Origin of the sequence: Streptomyces gobitricini (assembly GCF_039532985.1) — a bacterium.
Classification (GTDB): domain Bacteria; phylum Actinomycetota; class Actinomycetes; order Streptomycetales; family Streptomycetaceae; genus Streptomyces; species Streptomyces gobitricini.
Genome location: NZ_BAAASR010000015.1, coordinates 326,629 through 343,883, shown reverse-complemented (window position 1 = coordinate 343,883; position 17,255 = coordinate 326,629). Strand labels below are relative to the sequence as shown.

Sequence of the window (17,255 nt, the reverse complement as noted above, 5' to 3'; positions counted from 1 at the left end):
GCTCTGTCCCTGAACCCTCGGCTACGCCGCCGGGCCGAACGCCTTCCGGTACCCCTGCGGGCTCGTACCCACCACCCGACGGAAGCGCTCGCGGAACGCCGTCGGCGAGCCGAATCCGCACTGCCAGGCGATCCGCTCCACCGAAGAGGACGTCGTCTCCAGCAAATACTGTGCCCGCCGCACCCGAGCCCGGTGCAGCCACTGCAACGGCGTCGTCCCGGTCTGCTCGCGGAAGCGGCGGTTCAGGGTCCGGGTGCTCATCCCGGCGCGCGCCGCGATGTCGTCCAGCGTGAAGTCCTTCTCACAGTTGTCCTCCAGCCAGGTCAGCAGTGGCTCGAAGGTGGCGCCGGACGGCGCCGGCGGTCGGTCGTGGACGATGAACTGGGCCTGGCCACCCTCCCTTTCGAGCGGCATCACGGACATCCTGGCGGCGTGCGCGGCGACCGCCGAGCCGTGGTCCTTACGGATCATGTGCAGGCACATGTCCATGGCCGCCGCCGCGCCGGCCGAGGTCAGGAACTGGCCGTTGTCGACGTAGAGCACGTTCGGGTCGACCGTCACCTTCGGGTAGCGCGCCGCCAGGTCCGGCGCCGCGATCCAGTGCGTGGTCGCGCGCAGGCCGTCCAGCAGGCCCGTCGCCGCGAACAGGTACGCGCCGACGCAGACGGAGGCGATGCGCGTGCCCTCGGCCGCCGCCGCGTGCAGGGCCTCGCTGACGCCCGGTGGCAGTGGGTCCGGCGGGTCCTCCACGCCGGGCAGGATGATCGTGTCCGCCTCGGTCAGTACCTCCAGTCCGTACGGCGCCCGCACCGTGAACGCGCCCGCACTCACCTCCTCCCGGTCCGAGCAGACCCGCACCCGGTAGGCCTCCCGGCCGTCCGGCAGCCGGGCCCAGCCGAAGGCGTCGATCGGGGCGGAGAGGTCGAAGGGGATCACGCGGTCCAGGGCCAGTACGGCGACGGTGTGCATGACGGAAGCGTATGGCCGGATCACCGGTGTACGACGTGATTCCGCCGACCGCCCTCCCACGCCTCTCACCAGCCGCGGGCCCCCGGCTACCTCATGAATACCGCATGGCGAGAATCCGTTGAAAGGTGGCACTATTGCCAATTCTCCCAGCGGTCCGCTCCCGCCTACCGTCACCGCCGTGACCAAGTTTCTCCTCGCCGTCCACGTCATTGCCGCGATCGTCGCGATCGGGCCCGTGACCGTCGCCGCCAGCATGTTCCCGCCCGCCGCGCGCCGCGCCATGGCGTCGCCCGATGACGTGCGGGCCGCCGAGACACTGCGGCTGCTGCACCGCATCTGCCGGGTGTACGCCACCGTCGGTGTCGTCGTGCCGGTCTTCGGATTCGCCACCGCGGGCAACATGGGGGTGCTCGGCGACGCCTGGCTGATCGTGTCCATCGCGCTGACCGCCCTCGCCGCGCTGGTCCTGGGCGCACTGATACTGCCCCGGCAGAGCGCGCTGCTCGAAGCGAGCACCGGAAGGTCGCTGGATGCGACCGTGCGGCTCGCCATGTTCACCGGGGTGTTCAACCTGCTGTGGGCGGTCGTGACGGTGCTGATGATCGTCCGGCCGGGGTCCACGACCGGCGCCTAGACCGACGAGGACGCGCCCTGCGCCGCGGCCGGGCGGAGCCGACCGGTCCCGGCCCTGGTGGAGGGCCGCGCCCTCGCCCGGGCCTCACCGCTCCGGCGGTCCTCGGCCCCGTCGGCTGCCTCGTTCGTACCATCCGGAATGGCAGTCACGAGATCGCCGGGCGACGGTGAATACGGCAAGCACCCGCCGCCCCACCTCTGTCCTGCCTGCGAAGGAGCCCCCCATGTCCGAACGCAATACCCTGATGCGCAGTCTGCACGACGTGGGGCTGGCCGCGTGGTTCGGGGGCTCCCTCATGGGCGCCGTCGGTCTGAACGAGGCGGCGAAGGCCGAGGGCGGTACCTGGGCCGCGACCGCCCGCATCGCATCGTCCGGGTGGGCGAAGTGGACGCCCGTCAACGCCGCGGCGATCGGCGCGCACCTCTTCGGCAGCGGCGGCTTGCTGGTCGCCAACGCTCCCCGCGTCGCCGCGCAGCAGGGGGTGGGCGCCTCCACGCTGGCCAAAACCGTCATCACCGGTGCGGCGCTGGCCGTCACCGCATACGCCCGCGTGCTCGGCAAGAAGATCGAGCTGGCCTCCTCGGCCGACCCCGAGGATGCCGAGAAGGCGGCCAAGCACCCCATCGACACCGACAAGGCCCAGCGCCAGCTCGCCTGCGCCCAGTGGGCGGTACCGGCCCTGACCGGAGCGTTGGTGGTCCTCAACGCCCTGCACGGTGAGCAGCAGCGCCCCGCCGAGCAGACACAGGGTGTCTGGCAGCGGGCCCGGTCGATGGCGCCGCACATGCCGTCGGTTCCGGACTGGCATCTGACGCACTGACCGCGAGGCGGAGAGCCCCGTATTCCCTGGTTGAGCCGGAGTCACGCGCCCACCCCCGCGTCACGGCCCTGGCCACCGCCGCCACCGCCCGGCGTCGGTGGCCAGGGCCGTCACCCGTCGGCCGCCGTTCACGTGGAGGCCCGGGTGTGACGATGGGCGCGCTGGTCATGCCTTCACGCCTGCCGCCGCCGGTTCACGCCGCTCCGGCCGCCGCCAGCACCGCCACCGGCAACAGAAGCATCCATTGAGGCAGGCGCGCGAGCGGTCTCGACCAGCCGGCCGCCAGGGAGACGGTGAGAAACACGCCCGAGTAGGCGACGAAGTGGGCGGCCAGGATCCAGGCGATCGTGTCCCCGCCCGGTCGGTTGCCCAGGGCCAGCCAGAGCAGGACGGCGGCGGCCAGGACCAGGTCGGCCGTGACCATGTGCCAGACCGCGTACAGGACGCGTCGGGGCTCGTCAGGGAGGTCGCCGGCGAGCAGCGGCCGAACGACATCCCGGCCACCCGCCACGGCGTGGATGGCGGCGACCGCGCCGGCGGTCGCGCCGGCGGCGAGGAACCAGGCGTTCACCGGGTCTCGATCCCGCGGCCCACGATGGCCGCCAGCTGAGCGGCGAGCTGGGGGCCGGGCCGCTCGCCCACCAGGCCGACATGGAAGAAGACGGCTCCCGCCAGCGTGTCCAGCACCAGGTCGACCGGCAGGCCGGGGTCGGCCTCCCCGCGCCGTACCGCTCGCTCGAACACCGCCACCAGGCCGTCCTTGGCCGGGGCCAGGAACTCGGAGCGGATACGGGCCCGCAGGTCCGGGTCGGCGGCGAAGTCGGCCAGCAGGCCCGGCAGGGCAGCGGTCGCGGCCGGAGCGGCGAACTCCTGGACGAGGGACTCCAGCAGGGCGGTCAGATCACCGGTGAGGCTGCCGGTGTCCGGGGCCGGGGCCGCCTCGGTCCGGGTGAAGACCGCCTCGTACACCAACTCCGCCTTGCCCGGCCAACGGCGGTAGACGGTGTCCTTGCCGACGCCGGCCCGAGCCGCCACCGCGCCGATGGAGGCGGCGGCGTAGCCGAGTTCGGCCACCAGCTCGGCGGCGGCGGTCAGGATCGCCTGATGGGCACGGCTGTCTCGCGGGCGTCCACGCGGGGCGCTGGGGTGCGTCATGCGATTAACCATACGGGACGACCCGTTGGGTTAAGGGGCCGGGATGCGGCCGCTGACGGCGGGGCGGCCGACTCCGTGTAGGGGAACGGCCGTTGAGGCAACCCGGGAACGGCCGACGGGGGTCTTGGGTCTTGGGCCGGGAGGACTGCGAGGCGGGCACACGGTCGTGTGCGGCATCAGCCGCGTGCAGCGGAACCGGGTGGCGGCCTGTCGGCTCGGCGGGGCTCGCGGTCCGGGTCGACGTGACGGGCCTCATCGTCGCGACCGGCGAACGGCTGTGGCTCGCCGGAAGGGTGGCGTGGTGTCGCCGACGGGAACGGCCGGCCGGGCCCCGGTGCTCACGGTGATGCTTCGTGCGCCTCGCGTGCGGATGCCGCGGCCCGCGCCCGAGCGGCGTGGGGCTGCCCTACCGTGCACGGCGCCCAGGGCCGGCGGGGCGCTCCTGCCCCTCCCGAAGCGCTTCGACTGCGTGGCCGGAATGCTGGCACCGCAGCCTAGGGGGCGCTTCTCTCGATGTCGCCCTCCGGTCGATGAAACCCTTGACGGTGACGGCGTTTGCTGTAACGGTAGCGAGGCCCGCGGACAGAAGGGCGTCAGTCGAAGCGGTTCGACAGTAGGAGGTCAGGTGCGGGGCATCGGCACCCATGCCGCACGCTTTCCGATGTGTTACCACCCCTGGCCCGGCCCGGCGGTGACCGAGGCCGCCCGTGAGCTGCCCACCGGGGGTCTCCGGTGACCGCAGTCGCCCCGCCGTCCAGCACCGGGCTCGACGGGAACGACGGGAACGGCACCTGGCGGTTCGGCGGCCTCACCGACGGCGAACGCGCCTTCTTCGGTGACCCGCTGGCAGAACTCGTCGGCCTGGACCCCCTCACCGCCGCCGAGGACGACCCCGACCTTATGGCCGGCTACCGCTCCATCGCCCCCGGCCTGCGGACGCGCACACCCGGCGCCCGTGCCCGGCTCGCGCTGTACCGCGTCTACCTCGCGCTGGTCATGCGCGTCGAAAGGGTCCCCCGGGCGTACGCCCCGGACCACGCGGCCTGGCTCCGATCGTGGTCCGACGAGCGCGTCCCCGAGCAACTCGCCGTACTGAACCGACTCTCCGACTGAGAGGTGCTCGGCCTTCGGCGCCGCCCATGGCGGCAGAGGACGCGGCCGGATCCGGTTCCCGTGCCGGAGGTTCGCCGACGAGTCGGGAGGAGGGTCATGGATGCTCCCTCGCCGGCGAGGGGGAGCGCCCACCCGCCCCGGCCGGTGCGGCAGACACTCTCGCCGGTCCGTGCCGCACCACCACTACCACCTCGCGGCAGGCGCCGGCCGCCGCGTACGAGGGAACCGCCGTCACGGCCCCGCCCGCCTCGACGAGCCCGACACCGGTTCGCGGCCTCGAATCCCGCTGCCCCGGAGACACGTGCGCGCCCGCCGCGTCCGGCCGCTGACGGGCGGCCCGGGGCCACCCGGGCGGGAACCGTACGACGCCTGCTCGGGCGGCCCCGGCCGGTTCCCGGCAGCACGGCACCCGCCGCGCCCGGCACGGGGCCGTCCTCGCGGGCACCGCCGATCCGGGGAGCAGCCCGGTGACGCCGGGAACCACCTGCCTCCAACGGGCCGGCCCCCTCCTCCTCGCGTGATCCACGCACCCCTCCACCGAGAAACACGGGAACCCCATGAAGTTCACCGACGGCTTCTGGCTGATGCGCGAGGGCGTCCACGCCGCGTACGCCACCGAAGTCCGCGACCTCCATGTCAGCGACGACCACATCACGGCCTACGCGGCCGTCCAGCGTGTCCGGCATCGCGGGGCGACGCTCAACACGCCCCTCATCACCACCGAGTTCTTCTCGCCCGCGGAAGGGGTCATCGGCGTACGCGTCACGCATCACGCGGGCAAGGCCCACCCCGGGCCCGACTTCGAGCTGCCGGGCGCGGGGACGGGGAGCGGCACGGGCCGCACACGGCGCGAGGGCGACCTCGTCGAGCTGTGCAGCGGTTCGCTCACTCTGCGCCTGGACACCGGGAAGCCCTGGGCGCTCGAGTTCGTGGACGGCGACGGGCGCCGGCTGACCGCCGCCGAGCGCAAGGGCACCGCCTTCGTCACCACTCCCGACGGCGCCCACCACATGGCCGCGCAGCTCGCCCTCGGTGTGGGCGAGCAGATCTATGGTCTCGGCGAGCGCTTCACGCCCTTCGTCAGGAACGGCCAGAGCGTCGACGTCTGGCAGGCCGACGGCGGCACCAGCAGTGAACAGGCCTACAAGAACGTTCCCTTCTACCTCTCCTCGCGCGGCTACGGCGTCTTCGTCAACCACCCCGGCAAGGTGTCCTTCGAGATCGGCTCGGAGTCGGTCGGCCAGGTCCAGTTCAGCGTCGAGGACCAGACGCTCGAGTACTACGTCGTCGCCGGCCCCACCCCCAAGGAGGTGCTCACCCGCTACACCGCGCTCACCGGCCGTCCCGCCCTGCCGCCCGCCTGGTCCTTCGGCCTGTGGCTGACCACGTCCTTCTGCACCGCCTACGACGAGGCCACCGTCACCTCCTTCGTCGACGGCATGGCCGAGCGGAACATCCCGCTCTCCGTCTTCCACTTCGACTGCTTCTGGATGCGCGAGTACCAGTGGTCGGACTTCCAGTGGGACCCCGCCACCTTCCCCGACCCAAAGGGCATGCTCGCCCGTCTCAAGGCCCGGGGGCTGAAGATCAGCGTGTGGATCAACCCGTACATCGCGCAGAAGTCGACGCTGTTCGCGGAAGGCGTGGCCGGCGGCTACCTGGTGCGGCGGCCGAACGGTGACATCTGGCAGTGGGACCTGTGGCAGCCGGGCATGGCCCTGGTCGACTTCACCAATCCCGAGGCCCGCGCGTGGTTCCAGGACCGGCTGCGGCCGCTCCTCGCACAGGGCGTCGACTGCTTCAAGACCGACTTCGGGGAGCGGATCCCGACCGACGTCGTCTGGCACGACGGCTCGGACCCCGAGCGCATGCACAACTACTACGCCCAGCTCTACAACCGGACCGTCTTCGAGCTCCTGGAGAAGGAGCGCGGCACCGGCGAGGCCGTCCTCTTCGCCCGTTCCGCCACCGCGGGCGGCCAGCAGTTCCCCGTCCACTGGGGGGGCGACTGCTTCGCCTCCTTCGAGGCCATGGCCGAGTCCCTGCGCGGCGGACTCTCGCTCTCCCTGAGCGGCTTCGGCTTCTGGAGCCACGACATCGGCGGCTTCGAGGGCACCCCCGACCCGGACGTGTTCACGCGGTGGCTCGCCTTCGGCCTGCTCTCCTCGCACAGCCGGCTCCACGGCAACGTCTCCTACCGGGTGCCGTGGGAGTTCGGCGAGACCGCCGTCGAGGTCGCCCGGTGCTTCACCCGGCTCAAGCACCGCCTCATGCCCTACCTGTACGGGGCCGCCACCGAGGCCCACACCACCGGCGTCCCCGTCATGCGGCCCATGCTCCTGGAGTTCCCCGACGATCCGGCCTGCCGGACACTGGACCGGCAGTACATGCTCGGCCCCGACCTGCTCGTCGCACCCGTCTTCACCGCGGACGGCGAGGTGGAGTACTACCTGCCGCGGGGGACCTGGACCCACCTGTTGACCGGCGAGACGGTGACCGGACCGGTGTGGCGGCGGGAAAGGCACGGCTTCGACAGCCTGCCGCTGTTCGTGCGCCCCGGGGCGGTGCTGCCGCTCGGTGCCGACGACCAGCGGCCGGACGCCGACTGGCTGGACGAACTGACCTTGCGGGTCCATCCGGAGTCCGAGGGCGGACCACTCCGCCGCGCGGTCGCCGTGCCCGACCACACCGGCCGGACGGCGGCCGTCTTCCACGTCGCGCGGACGCACGACGGCCTGCGCGTGCGGGCCGAGGGAACGGATCGTCCCTACCGGGTGGAGGTCGTCGGCGGCGGCTCCGCCCGGGGCGCGGGTGAAGTGGTCGTGACCACGCGCTGACGAGCCTCGGCGCCCCCACGACGCGCTGGTGCCCCGGCGGCACGGGCCGCCCTCCCCGGCCGGGACCGGGCGCCGCCGGGCACCAGCGGGTACGAGGCGGGCGATGCGGCGCACCCGACGGGGTGTCGCGCGAGGTCACCACGTGCGTGCGGGCGTGCGTTCGTGCGGGCGTGCGCGGGGGGCGGGTTGCGCACCGGTGCCACGGCCTCGCGCGGGCGTGCGCGCGGGTGCGCGTCGGCGCGCCCCCGCCGTGGGTGGCGGTGAGCGCGGCGAAACCCGGCACTGGGGGAGTCCCGGTGCCGGGCTGTCGCGTGGTGGTGCTCTCAGCCGGTGAAGGAGAGCCGCGCGAGTCGTACCGGACCACGGAGCCGGATGTGCAGGTCCCGCACGCCGGACAGCGAGACGGCGGCGCCGGCGGTGGCGTAGGCGTACGGGCCGGCGACGAGGGGGGTGTATGACGCCAGGAGTGTCCCGTCGGCCGACCGCAGTTCGACCGTGGCCGGACCGGTCGCGGACATCTCCGCCGACGCGGTGACGGCACCGGCGCCGAAGTCGCACCGGCGGAAGACCAGTTCCCCGGTGCCGTCGGCCGCGACCGTCACCGCGTCGCCGGACACCTTGGTGCGGTCCACGATCACGGTTCCGCGCTGCTCGTCGTAGTCCGCGGCTTCCAGCCCGCGCTCCAGCACGGGGCGCGGCACAGGCTCCTCGTCGTCGATCCACAGGCCGGCCGTGAGCCGGACGTCCGTGCTCGACGCGCCCACGAGGAGGACGTACCGCCCCGTGTCGACGGTCCACCGGTCCCGGGCGACGTCCCAGAAGCCGAGGGCCGCGAGGGGCACCGTGAACTCCAGCCGCTGTTCCGCTCCGGGAGCCAGGCGCATTCTGCGGTGGGCGACGAGCTGCCGCAGGGGACGGACCACGGCCGACTCCGGGGCCCGGACGTAGACCTGGGCGACTTCGTCCGCCTCGCACGTTCCGCTGTTGGCGACGGTGAAGGACACCCGGACGGTGTCGCCGGCGCGGGTGGCCGACAGACCGTCATAGGAGAAGGACGCGTAGGACAGACCGTGACCGAACGGGTAGAGCGGGGTGCCCTCGTGGTACAGGTAGGTCTGCCGGCTGCCGATGATGTCGTAGTCCAGCAGGTCCGGGAGATCGGCGTCGGACGCGTACCAGGTCTGCGGAAGCCTCCCCGCCGGGGAGACGTCGCCGGCCAGGACGCGGGCCAGCGCCGTGCCCGCCGCCTGTCCTCCGTGGGCGGTCCACAGCAGGGCGGGCAGGGCGGCGTCCGCGTCGGTCACCGCGTACGGATACGACGAGACGAGGACGAGCGCGGTGCGAGGGTTCGCGGCGCGGGCCGCGCGCCACAGCTCCGTCTGGTCGTCCGGCAGGCGAAGCGTGACGCGGTCCTCGGTCTCGCGTCCGTTGATGTGGGGATCGTTGCCGGCGACGACGACGACCACGTCGGCGGCCGCGGCGGCCGCGGTCACGTCGTCCACGCCGTGGCTCGCCACGACGATCTCGAAAACGTCCCCGTCGTCGGCAACCCTGAGGCCCTCGGCGGCGACTGAGACGTACCGGCCCGTACCCACATGCGCGAGGAGATGGCCCGCACCGTGTTCTTCCAGCCGGAACGTCTCCTGCACCACCCAGCCCCCGGGCTGGTCGGCGGAAGCCCGAACGAGACCGTCCTCGGCGACCGAGAGGTGGTTGCCGTCGGGCGCTCGCAAGGTGAACAGCCCCTCGCCCCACCGCACCATGGCGAACTCCGTCGGGTCGCCGCCGACGGTCAGCGGCGGGAGATCGGTACGTCCGCCGAGCAGCGCCGGGTCGAGCGCTCCCCCGGCCGCCCGTGCGGTCCCGGTGCCGGACGCGGACGGCACGCGCACCCAGCCCGCCGCCGTCCGCAGCCGCACGCGGTCCGCCCCCTCGGTGAAGGAGACGTTCTCCGTGCCGAAGCGGGCGCGCAGTCCGTCCAGGGGTGTGGAGCGGTGGATCAGCGTTCCGCTGTACCAGTCGAGCTTGCACTCGTCGGCGAGCAGCCCGACCACCGCGATACGGGTGCCTTCGGCCAGCGGCAGCAGGCCGTCGTTCTTGAGCAGTACGACGGCCTGTTCCGCGGCCTCCCGCGCGAGCTCCCGGTGTTCCGGGGTGTCGAACGCCCCGGCCCCGGCGTACGGGTCGAGCTCCGGGTCGAACTCCCCGAGGGAGAAGCGCATGCCGAGCAGCCGGCGCACGGCCCGGTCGACGACCTCCTCCTCGACGAGCCCCCGGTCGAGTGCCGCGCGGACCCGGCCGACGATGACCGAGGAGTCCTGGCCGTGGTCCGTGAAGCTGTCCACTCCGGCGCGCAGGGCGGCGGCCGTGGCCTCCTCGTGGGTGTCGTAGTAGTGCTCGGAGTCGACGAGGTTGGAGGGCGCGCCGGCATCCGAGCAGACCACCAGGGGCCGGTCGGTCCAGGTACGCAGATGGGTGCTCAGCAGGGGGGAGAGGTGGTTCGGCCTGCCGTTGACGAGGTTGTAGGAGGGCATCACTCCGGCGACCGCCCCCGCCTCCACGGCGGGGCGGAAGGCCGGCAGGTCGTACTCGTGCAGGACCCGGGGGCTGATCGAGGACGAGCAGGTGTCCCGGTCGGTCTCGTTGTTGTGGGCCAGCCAGTGCTTGAGCACCGGCGCGGTGCGCCAGTACACGGGGTGGTCTCCGCGCAGGCCGCGGGTGTAGGCGACGGCGATGGCGGAGGTCAGCCGGGGGTCTTCGGAGTAGCCCTCCTCGTTGCGGCCCCACAGGGGGTGCCGCAGCAGATTGACGGTGGGGGCCCAGACGTTGAGGCCGACCCGCGGGTCGCGGGCCCGCATGGCGCGGACCTCCTCACCGACTGCCTCTCCGACCCGCCGTACGAGGTCCTCGTTCCAGGTGGCACCCAGACCGACGGCCTGCGGGAAGACGGTGGCGGGTCCCATCCACGCGACACCGTGCAGCGCCTCCTGGCCGGTACGGAACGCCTCGACGCCCAGGCGCTCGACGGCGGGCGCGAACTGGTGCAGCAGCGCGATCCGCTCGTCGCGGGTCAGCCGCTGGAGCAGGTCCTCGACGCGTTCGTCGAAGGAGAGGGCGGCGTCGCGGAAGGATGGCCGGTCGTCCGGCCGGTTGTCGGTCACAGAGTGTCCCCAAGGGTGAGCGTCCTGAGCGCTTCTGCGGGTTCGAAGCGCTTCGATGCTGGAGGTGGGCGCAGGAGGGTGTCAAGACGTACCGGTGCGGGGCGGGCGCTCTCCGGACTCACCCGATGCCTCCACATGCTTCGCAACCAAAGCGAAACGAAAGAAATGCGGAGTGACTCTTGAACGGCTTGTCCGCGTCACTTAACCTCGCTGCAACATCGAAGCGCTTCGACGAACCTGGTCGAATATCGCTCGCCGCTTCGTGTGTCGCCGCTCAGCCTCATCCGCCGACTCGCATGCGTACGGCCGCTCTCGAACGTGCACTGGCTGCCCGCATGAAGAAAGGGGCAACGCCATGCCCGACACCAAGGCTCGCAGCCGGAGAACGTTCCTGGGCTCCACCGCGGCCGCGGCGATCGCCGTCGCCGGCGGTGCGCCCCTGCTCAGCGCGTGCAGCGGTTCGTCCGGCGGCGACCGCGCCGAGGGCGCCACCACCGGGAAGAAGCTCCAGGGCATCCTCCCCGCGTTCGTCGGGTCCGACGTCGTCAAGCCGGACCTGCCGAGCAAGAACGGTTCGGCCATAGGCTTCACCACCGCCCCGCCGGCCTCGGAACTCGCCGTCTCCGTACCCGAGAAGCTCGGGAAGGGCAGCACTCTCACGATCATGGCTCCGCTCTGGGGCACCTCGCCCAAGGACGGCAACCCGTACTGGACGGCGATGGACGAGAGCATCGGCGTCAAGGTGAACTGGCAGAACCAGGACGGCAACACCTACGGACAGAAGCTCGGAGCCGTCCTCGCCTCCAGCTCCGTCCCGGACGTCGTGGTGATCCCCGGGTGGGAGCTCGGAGGCAAGATACCCAGCGCCGTCAACAACAAGTTCGCCGACCTCGGCCCGTACCTGTCGGGGGACAAGGTCAAGGACTACCCGAACCTGGCGGCGATCCCGACCGGCGCCTGGCAGCGCGCGGTCTTCGGCGGCAAGCTCCGCGGCCTGCCCATGCCGACCAGCGACATTCCCAACATCGCGCCCTTCTACAGGTCCGACCTCTTCACGGCCAAGGGCTACCGACCCCCGACCACCACCCAGGAGTTCTTCGACCTGGCCAAGGAGATCACCTCCGCCAGGAACAGGGTCTGGGGCTGCGGCGACATGACCTGGGCGGCGTTCAAGTTCTTCGGTGTTCTCGACGAGAAACCCACCTGCTGGCGGCTCGTCGGCGACAAACTGGTCCACCGCGTCGAGACCGACGAGTACCTCGAGGCCCTCGAGTGGTCCCGGTCCCTGTACTCCGCCGGGCTCGTGCACCCCGACGCCAAGGCCGAGACCGGTGACCTCGGCAACCTCTTCACGGCAGGCCGGGTGTGGATGTACAACGCGGACATCTCCGACTGGTACGGCAAGACCGTCGTCCAGCGGGGCGACAGCCCCGGCTTCTCCATGGCCGCCATGGACTACTTCCACCACGACGGCGGCAAGCCCCGCCTCTACGCCGGCTCGCCCTCCAACATCTGGGCCTTCGTCAACAAGAACGCCGACGAGAGGACCATCCGTGATGTCCTCGCGGTCGCCAACTTCACCGCGGCCCCGTACGGCACCAAGGAGCAGCGGCTCAAAGCCTACGGCGTCGAGGGGATCCACCACACCGTCAAGGGCAACGAGATCACCAAGACCGAGGTGGGCAACAACGAGGTCTTCGCGACCTACGAGTACGTCGCGAGCCCTCAGCAGTTCTTCGCGTACCCCAACCACCCCGACGTCGCCGAGGGCATGGTGCGCTGGCAGCAGCGCATGGGCGCGTTCGTCACCAAGCCCCTGTTCTACGGCATGCAAGTGCAGGAGCCCAACCGCTGGGCCGATCTCAACAGTCAGTTCGAGGACCTGGAGAAGGACATCGTCCGCGGCCGGAAGAAGGTCGGTGACATGCAGCAGGCCGTGTCGGACTGGCGCTCACGCGGCGGCGACCGACTGCGCGACTGGTACCGCAAGCTCCTGGACGAGACCGGCGGCCAGGCGTCCTGACAGCGCCGGCCGAAGGGGGAACGAGGAGAGAGAGCGTGTCGCAGAGCAAGGTGGCGGGTCCCGACCGGGTCGCCGAGGACAGCACGGTGGCCCCGGCCCCGCCCGGCCCGCGCCGGGGCGCCGGTGCGGCGAGGGGGACGAAAGCCCCGTCCCGCGCGCCCAAGGGCGTCCACTGGAGAACCCGGCTGCGTCGTGATCGCACCCTGATCCTGATGACGCTGCCCGCGATCCTGCTGGTCCTGGTCTTCAACTACGTACCACTGCTGGGCAACGTCGTGGCCTTCCAGGACTACGACCCCTACCTCGGCGAGGACGCCTGGCAGGCCGTGCGCGAAAGCCCCTGGGTGGGAATCGAGCACTTCAACCGCATGCTGGAGGACCGGCTCTTCTGGCAGGCGCTGGGGAACACCCTGACGATCTTCCTGGTGCAACTCACCCTGTTCTTCCCCGTGCCGATCCTGCTCGCGCTCCTCATCAACAGCTTCGTCCGGCCCCGGGTCCGCGCCGTGGCGCAGGCGGTGCTCTACCTGCCGCACTTCTTCTCCTGGGTCCTGGTCGTCACCATCTTCCAGCAGATGTTCGGCGGCGCCGGCATGCTGGCACAGACCCTGCGCGAACACGGTCACCAGGGTATCGACCTGATGACCGACCCCGGGCTGTTCAAGTTCCTCGTCACCTTCGAGATGATCTGGAAGGACGCGGGCTGGGGCGTCATCGTCTTCCTCGCCGCGCTCTCCGCCGTCAGTCCCGATCTGTACGAGGCGGCCGCGATGGACGGCGCCGGCCGATGGCGGCGGATGTGGCACGTGACGCTGCCGGCCCTCCGGCCCGTGGTCGCCCTGCTGCTCGTGCTCCAGGTCGGCAACGCGCTCACCGTCGGGTTCGAGCAGATCCTGCTCCAGCGCACCGCGGTCGGCCCGACCGCCGCCGAGGTCCTCGACACCTACGTCTGGAACGTCGGTATCCAGTTCGGGGACTTCAGTTACGCGGCAGCCGTCGGAATCGTCAAGGGAATCTTCGGCCTCAGCCTGGTCCTGGCGGCCAACAAGGTCGCCCACATGATGGGCGAGCAGGGGGTGTACAAGCGATGAGCGCCGTGTGGAGCGCCACGCGCCGCGGGGGCACCCGCGGCCGGCTGCGGCCGGTGTGGGAGGAGGAGCCGCGCCGGACGGGTCTCGCGGCGAAGGGCACGGTACTCGCACTCGCCTGCGCGGCGATCCTCTTCCCGCTGTGGATCGTGATCGTCACCAGCCTGTCCTCGGTGAAGACCATCACGGAGGCCGGAGGACTCGTCGTCGTCCCCCGCGGCATCACCTTCGTGGCCTACCAGGAGCTGCTCGGCGGAGGGCAGGTGACCCGGGCGGCACTGGTGAGCCTGGGCGTCACGACCACCGGCACCCTCTTCAGCATGACGGTGTCCGTCCTGTGCGCCTACGGGCTCTCCCGCACCGAGTCGCTGCTGCACCGGCCGATGCTGATGACCCTCCTCGCCACCATGTTCTTCGGAGCCGGGCTCATCCCCACCTACCTCCTGGTGCAGGGACTGGGGCTGACCGACACCTACCTGTCCCTGATCCTCCCCAGCGCGGTGAACGTCTTCAACATCCTCGTCCTGCGGTCGTTCTTCATGAGCGTCGCTCCCGAACTCATCGACAGCGCCCGGATCGACGGCGCGGGCGACTTCCGCGTCCTGTGGCAGATCGTCATGCCACTGTCCCGCGCGGTCCTCGCCGTCATCGCGCTCTTCTACGCCGTCGGCTACTGGAGCGCCTGGTTCAACGCCTCGATCTACCTGAGCGACCAGAACATGATGCCGCTGCAGAACGTGATGATGCAGCTGGTCCTCAAACAGGAACGCCCCACCGGACTCGCACAGGCCATCAACACCGGCCAGCTCTCGCCCCTCTCCATCCAGATGGCCGTCATGGTGCTCGCCCTGCTGCCGGTGGCCGTGCTGTCACCGTTCGTCCAACGGCACTTCAAGAAGGGCATGCTCACGGGCGCGGTCAAGGGCTGACGCCTCCACGGCGTCCCGTGTCCGGCGCGCCCCCGGCGCCCCCGGCCGGGACCCGGCCCCTCCCGTGCCGTCGTCTTCGTCGCGTCGACGTGCCGCGGCCCCCGCCGCCGCCGTGTCCGTCCGTCCCTGACCACGGGCGGACACGGCGGTCTCCACTCCGCGCCCCCAGCGCCCCCAGCCACTCCCGCCCCACGGCCACTTCCGCGCCCCAGCCACCTCCGCCCCGCGGCCACTTCGCACCGCGGCCCCAGGACCCCCACGAAGAGAGGCTCCCAGCATGACCACGCCTTCGAACCAGCCCGGCAGACGCACGGTCCTCGCCGCGGGCGCGCTCACGGGCCTGACGGCCTGGCCCGCGCTCTCCGCGCCCGTCGCCGTGGCCGCGCCCGTCACCGGCGACGCACGGGCGTCCTCCAGGAAGGAGGCCACCACCCAGCGGTACCGCTGGCGCACCGCCGTCATCGGCGGAACCGGATTCGTCACCGGAGTCCTCTTCCACCCCCGGGTCGAGGGACTCGCCTACGCCCGCACCGACATCGGCGGCGCCTACCGCTGGGACAACCGCAGGCGGACATGGATTCCCCTCACCGACCACCTCGGCTGGGACGACTGGAACCTGCTCGGCGTCGAGGCCATGGCCGTCGACGCCCACCACCCCGACCGCCTCTACCTCGCCCTCGGGACGTACTCCCAGAGCTGGTCTGGCAACGGAGCCGTGCTGCGCTCGGAGGACCGGGGGGCCACCTGGTCCCGCACCGACCTGCCCGTGAAACTCGGGGCCAACGAGGACGGGCGTGGCGCGGGTGAGCGACTCGTCGTCGACCCGGCCGACAGCGACACCCTCTGGCTCGGCACCCGTCACGACGGCCTGTGGAAGTCCACCGACCGCGGCGCCACCTGGGCACGGTCCGCGTTCGGGCCCGAGCCGGTGGCGACCGGACAGGGCATCACCCTCCTGGTCGCCGCCGGGCGGACGCTGTACGCGGGATGGGCCGACGGCGGGCCCGCCCTGTACCGCCGCCGCTCCGACGCCACGTGGGAGCCCGTACCCGGACAGCCGGAGGGTGCCTCGGCCCGCGTGCCCATCCGGGCCGCACACGACGCCGCGACCCGCCTGCTGTACGTCACGTTCGCCGACGCCCCCGGGCCCAACGGCCAGAGCGACGGCAGCGTACACGCGCTGAGCACCGTCACCGGCGCCTGGAACGACATCACCCCCGTCCGGCCCGGCGGCACCGCCCCGGACGGGTCGCGCGACACGTTCGGATACGGAGGCGTCGCGGTCGACGCCCGGCGGCCCGGCACCCTGGTGGTGACGACCAACAACCGCTGGGCGGCGGTCGACACCGTCTTCCGCTCCACCGACGGCGGACGTACCTGGACGTCCCTGAAGGAGCGTGCCGTCCTGGACGTCGCCGAGACACCGTACCTTCGCTGGGGCGAGGACCGGCCCAAGTTCGGCTGGTGGATACAGACGGTCGCCGTCGACCCCTTCGACTCCCACCACATCGTCTACGGCACCGGCGCCACCCTCTACGGCACACGCGACCTGGTGCACTGGGCGCCCGAGATCCGCGGCCTGGAGGAGAGCTCCGTACGGCAGCTGATCTCCCCTCCCCGCGGCAGGGCACACCTGATCAGCGGCCTGGGCGACATCGGCGTCATGTACCACGACTCCCTGACCGCCTCGCCCTCCCTCGGCATGGCCACCGACCCCGTCTTCGGCACCGCCACCGGGCTCGCGATGGCGGCCCGGAAGCCCTCGTACGTCGTACGGACGGGCTGGTCCGCGAACCGCAACGGCGCCTGGTCCGGCGACGGCGGCAGGACCTGGCAGCCCTTCGCGAGCCAGCCGGACATCGCCGGCACGGCGCCCGGTCCCATCGCGACCGGTGCCGACGGCCGCGTACTGCTGTGGTCGTTCGTCCACTGGGACGGCTCCACGTACGCCACCCACCGCTCGACCGACAACGGGGCCACCTGGGCGGAGGTGCCCACCTTCCCCCGGGGCGCCACGCCGGTCGCCGACCCCGTGGACCCCCGGTGCTTCTACGCCTACGACACGGCGAACGGCACCGTCCACCGATCGGCCGACGCCGGCCGGACCTTCACCCCCGCCGCCTCCGGGCTGCCGTCGGGCGACACCCAGTTCCGCCTGGCCGCCGCCCCGGGCCGCAGTGGCCACCTCTGGCTCTCCGCCAAGTGGAACGGGCTGTACCGGTCCACCGACGGCGGCCGCACCTTCACCGGGATCACCAGCTGCTGGGCCTCGTACACCCTGGGCTTCGGCAAGGCCGCCGCCGGCGCGAAGTATCCGGCGATCTTCCAGGTCGGCGCCGTCGGGCAGATCACCGCCGTCCTGCGCTCGGACGACGAGGGCGCTTCGTGGATCCGCGTCAACGACGACGCGCACCAGTGGGGCTGGATCGGCGAGACGATCACCGGCGACCCCCGTGTCCACGGCCGCGTCTACCTCGGCACCAACGGCCGCGGCATCCAGTACGCCGATCCCGTCTGACCCTCCGG

At 71.9% G+C, this 17,255-nt stretch carries 12 protein-coding genes; 8 read left to right on the top strand and 4 right to left on the bottom strand.

Features of this window, described 5'->3' with window-relative positions; translation table 11 throughout:
* Positions 1-21: 21 nt before the first annotated feature.
* A complete protein-coding gene (locus tag ABD347_RS14010; protein WP_344360710.1) occupies positions 22-969 on the bottom strand; it encodes a GlxA family transcriptional regulator in 948 nt (315 codons plus the stop codon).
* A 178-nt stretch (positions 970-1,147) separates the two neighbouring features.
* Here ABD347_RS14010 and ABD347_RS14005 point away from each other — a divergent pair, with 178 nt between their 5' ends.
* Positions 1,148-1,603, top strand: a complete 456-nt coding sequence (locus ABD347_RS14005) for a hypothetical protein (protein ID WP_344360708.1) — start codon at positions 1,148-1,150, stop codon at positions 1,601-1,603.
* A gap of 223 nt (positions 1,604-1,826) precedes the next feature.
* Positions 1,827-2,423: a hypothetical protein gene (locus tag ABD347_RS14000; protein WP_344360705.1), complete on the top strand. Its 597-nt coding sequence runs from the start codon at positions 1,827-1,829 to the stop codon at positions 2,421-2,423.
* Between the two features lie 193 nt (positions 2,424-2,616).
* On the opposite strand, the gene ABD347_RS13995 is transcribed toward ABD347_RS14000, so the two are convergent.
* Complete coding sequence (locus tag ABD347_RS13995; protein ID WP_344360703.1) at positions 2,617-2,994, bottom strand: hypothetical protein; 378 nt, start codon at positions 2,992-2,994, stop codon at positions 2,617-2,619.
* Positions 2,991-3,578, bottom strand: a complete 588-nt coding sequence (locus tag ABD347_RS13990) for a TetR/AcrR family transcriptional regulator (RefSeq protein WP_344360700.1) — start codon at positions 3,576-3,578, stop codon at positions 2,991-2,993. The genes ABD347_RS13995 and ABD347_RS13990 overlap by 4 nt, the downstream gene beginning before the upstream one ends.
* A 732-nt stretch (positions 3,579-4,310) precedes the next feature.
* Between ABD347_RS13990 and ABD347_RS13985 the strand changes: the two genes are divergently transcribed.
* The gene (locus ABD347_RS13985; RefSeq protein ID WP_344360699.1) at positions 4,311-4,691 is read left to right on the top strand and encodes a hypothetical protein; all 381 of its coding nucleotides are present in this window, start codon (positions 4,311-4,313) and stop codon (positions 4,689-4,691) included.
* 557 nt (positions 4,692-5,248) lie between these two features.
* Positions 5,249-7,528 (top strand): alpha-xylosidase, encoded by a 2,280-nt coding sequence (gene yicI, locus ABD347_RS13980; RefSeq protein ID WP_344360696.1) that lies wholly within the window; start codon positions 5,249-5,251, stop codon positions 7,526-7,528.
* A 323-nt stretch (positions 7,529-7,851) separates the two neighbouring features.
* Here yicI and ABD347_RS13975 read toward each other — a convergent pair whose 3' ends face one another.
* Entirely contained in the window at positions 7,852-10,689 is a 2,838-nt protein-coding gene (locus tag ABD347_RS13975; RefSeq protein ID WP_344360693.1) for a glycoside hydrolase family 3 C-terminal domain-containing protein, read from the bottom strand.
* Positions 10,690-11,044: 355 nt separating this feature from the next.
* On the opposite strand from ABD347_RS13975, the gene ABD347_RS13970 reads away from it, so the two are divergent.
* The 4 genes from ABD347_RS13970 (at position 11,045) to ABD347_RS13955 (ending at position 17,247) form a co-directional block, all read left to right on the top strand.
* On the top strand, positions 11,045-12,712 hold the full coding sequence (locus ABD347_RS13970; RefSeq protein ID WP_344360690.1) for an extracellular solute-binding protein: 1,668 nt from the start codon (positions 11,045-11,047) through the stop codon (positions 12,710-12,712).
* Positions 12,713-12,747: 35 nt separating this feature from the next.
* Positions 12,748-13,803: an ABC transporter permease gene (locus ABD347_RS13965; protein ID WP_344360688.1), complete on the top strand. Its 1,056-nt coding sequence runs from the start codon at positions 12,748-12,750 to the stop codon at positions 13,801-13,803.
* Positions 13,800-14,729 carry a carbohydrate ABC transporter permease gene (locus ABD347_RS13960; RefSeq protein ID WP_344360687.1) on the top strand — a complete coding sequence of 310 codons (930 nt, stop codon included), beginning with the start codon at positions 13,800-13,802 and terminating at the stop codon, positions 14,727-14,729. The genes ABD347_RS13965 and ABD347_RS13960 overlap by 4 nt, the downstream gene beginning before the upstream one ends.
* Positions 14,730-15,006: 277 nt before the next feature.
* Positions 15,007-17,247, top strand: a complete 2,241-nt coding sequence (locus ABD347_RS13955; protein ID WP_344360686.1) for a 1,4-beta-glucanase — start codon at positions 15,007-15,009, stop codon at positions 17,245-17,247.
* Positions 17,248-17,255: the final 8 nt, after the last annotated feature.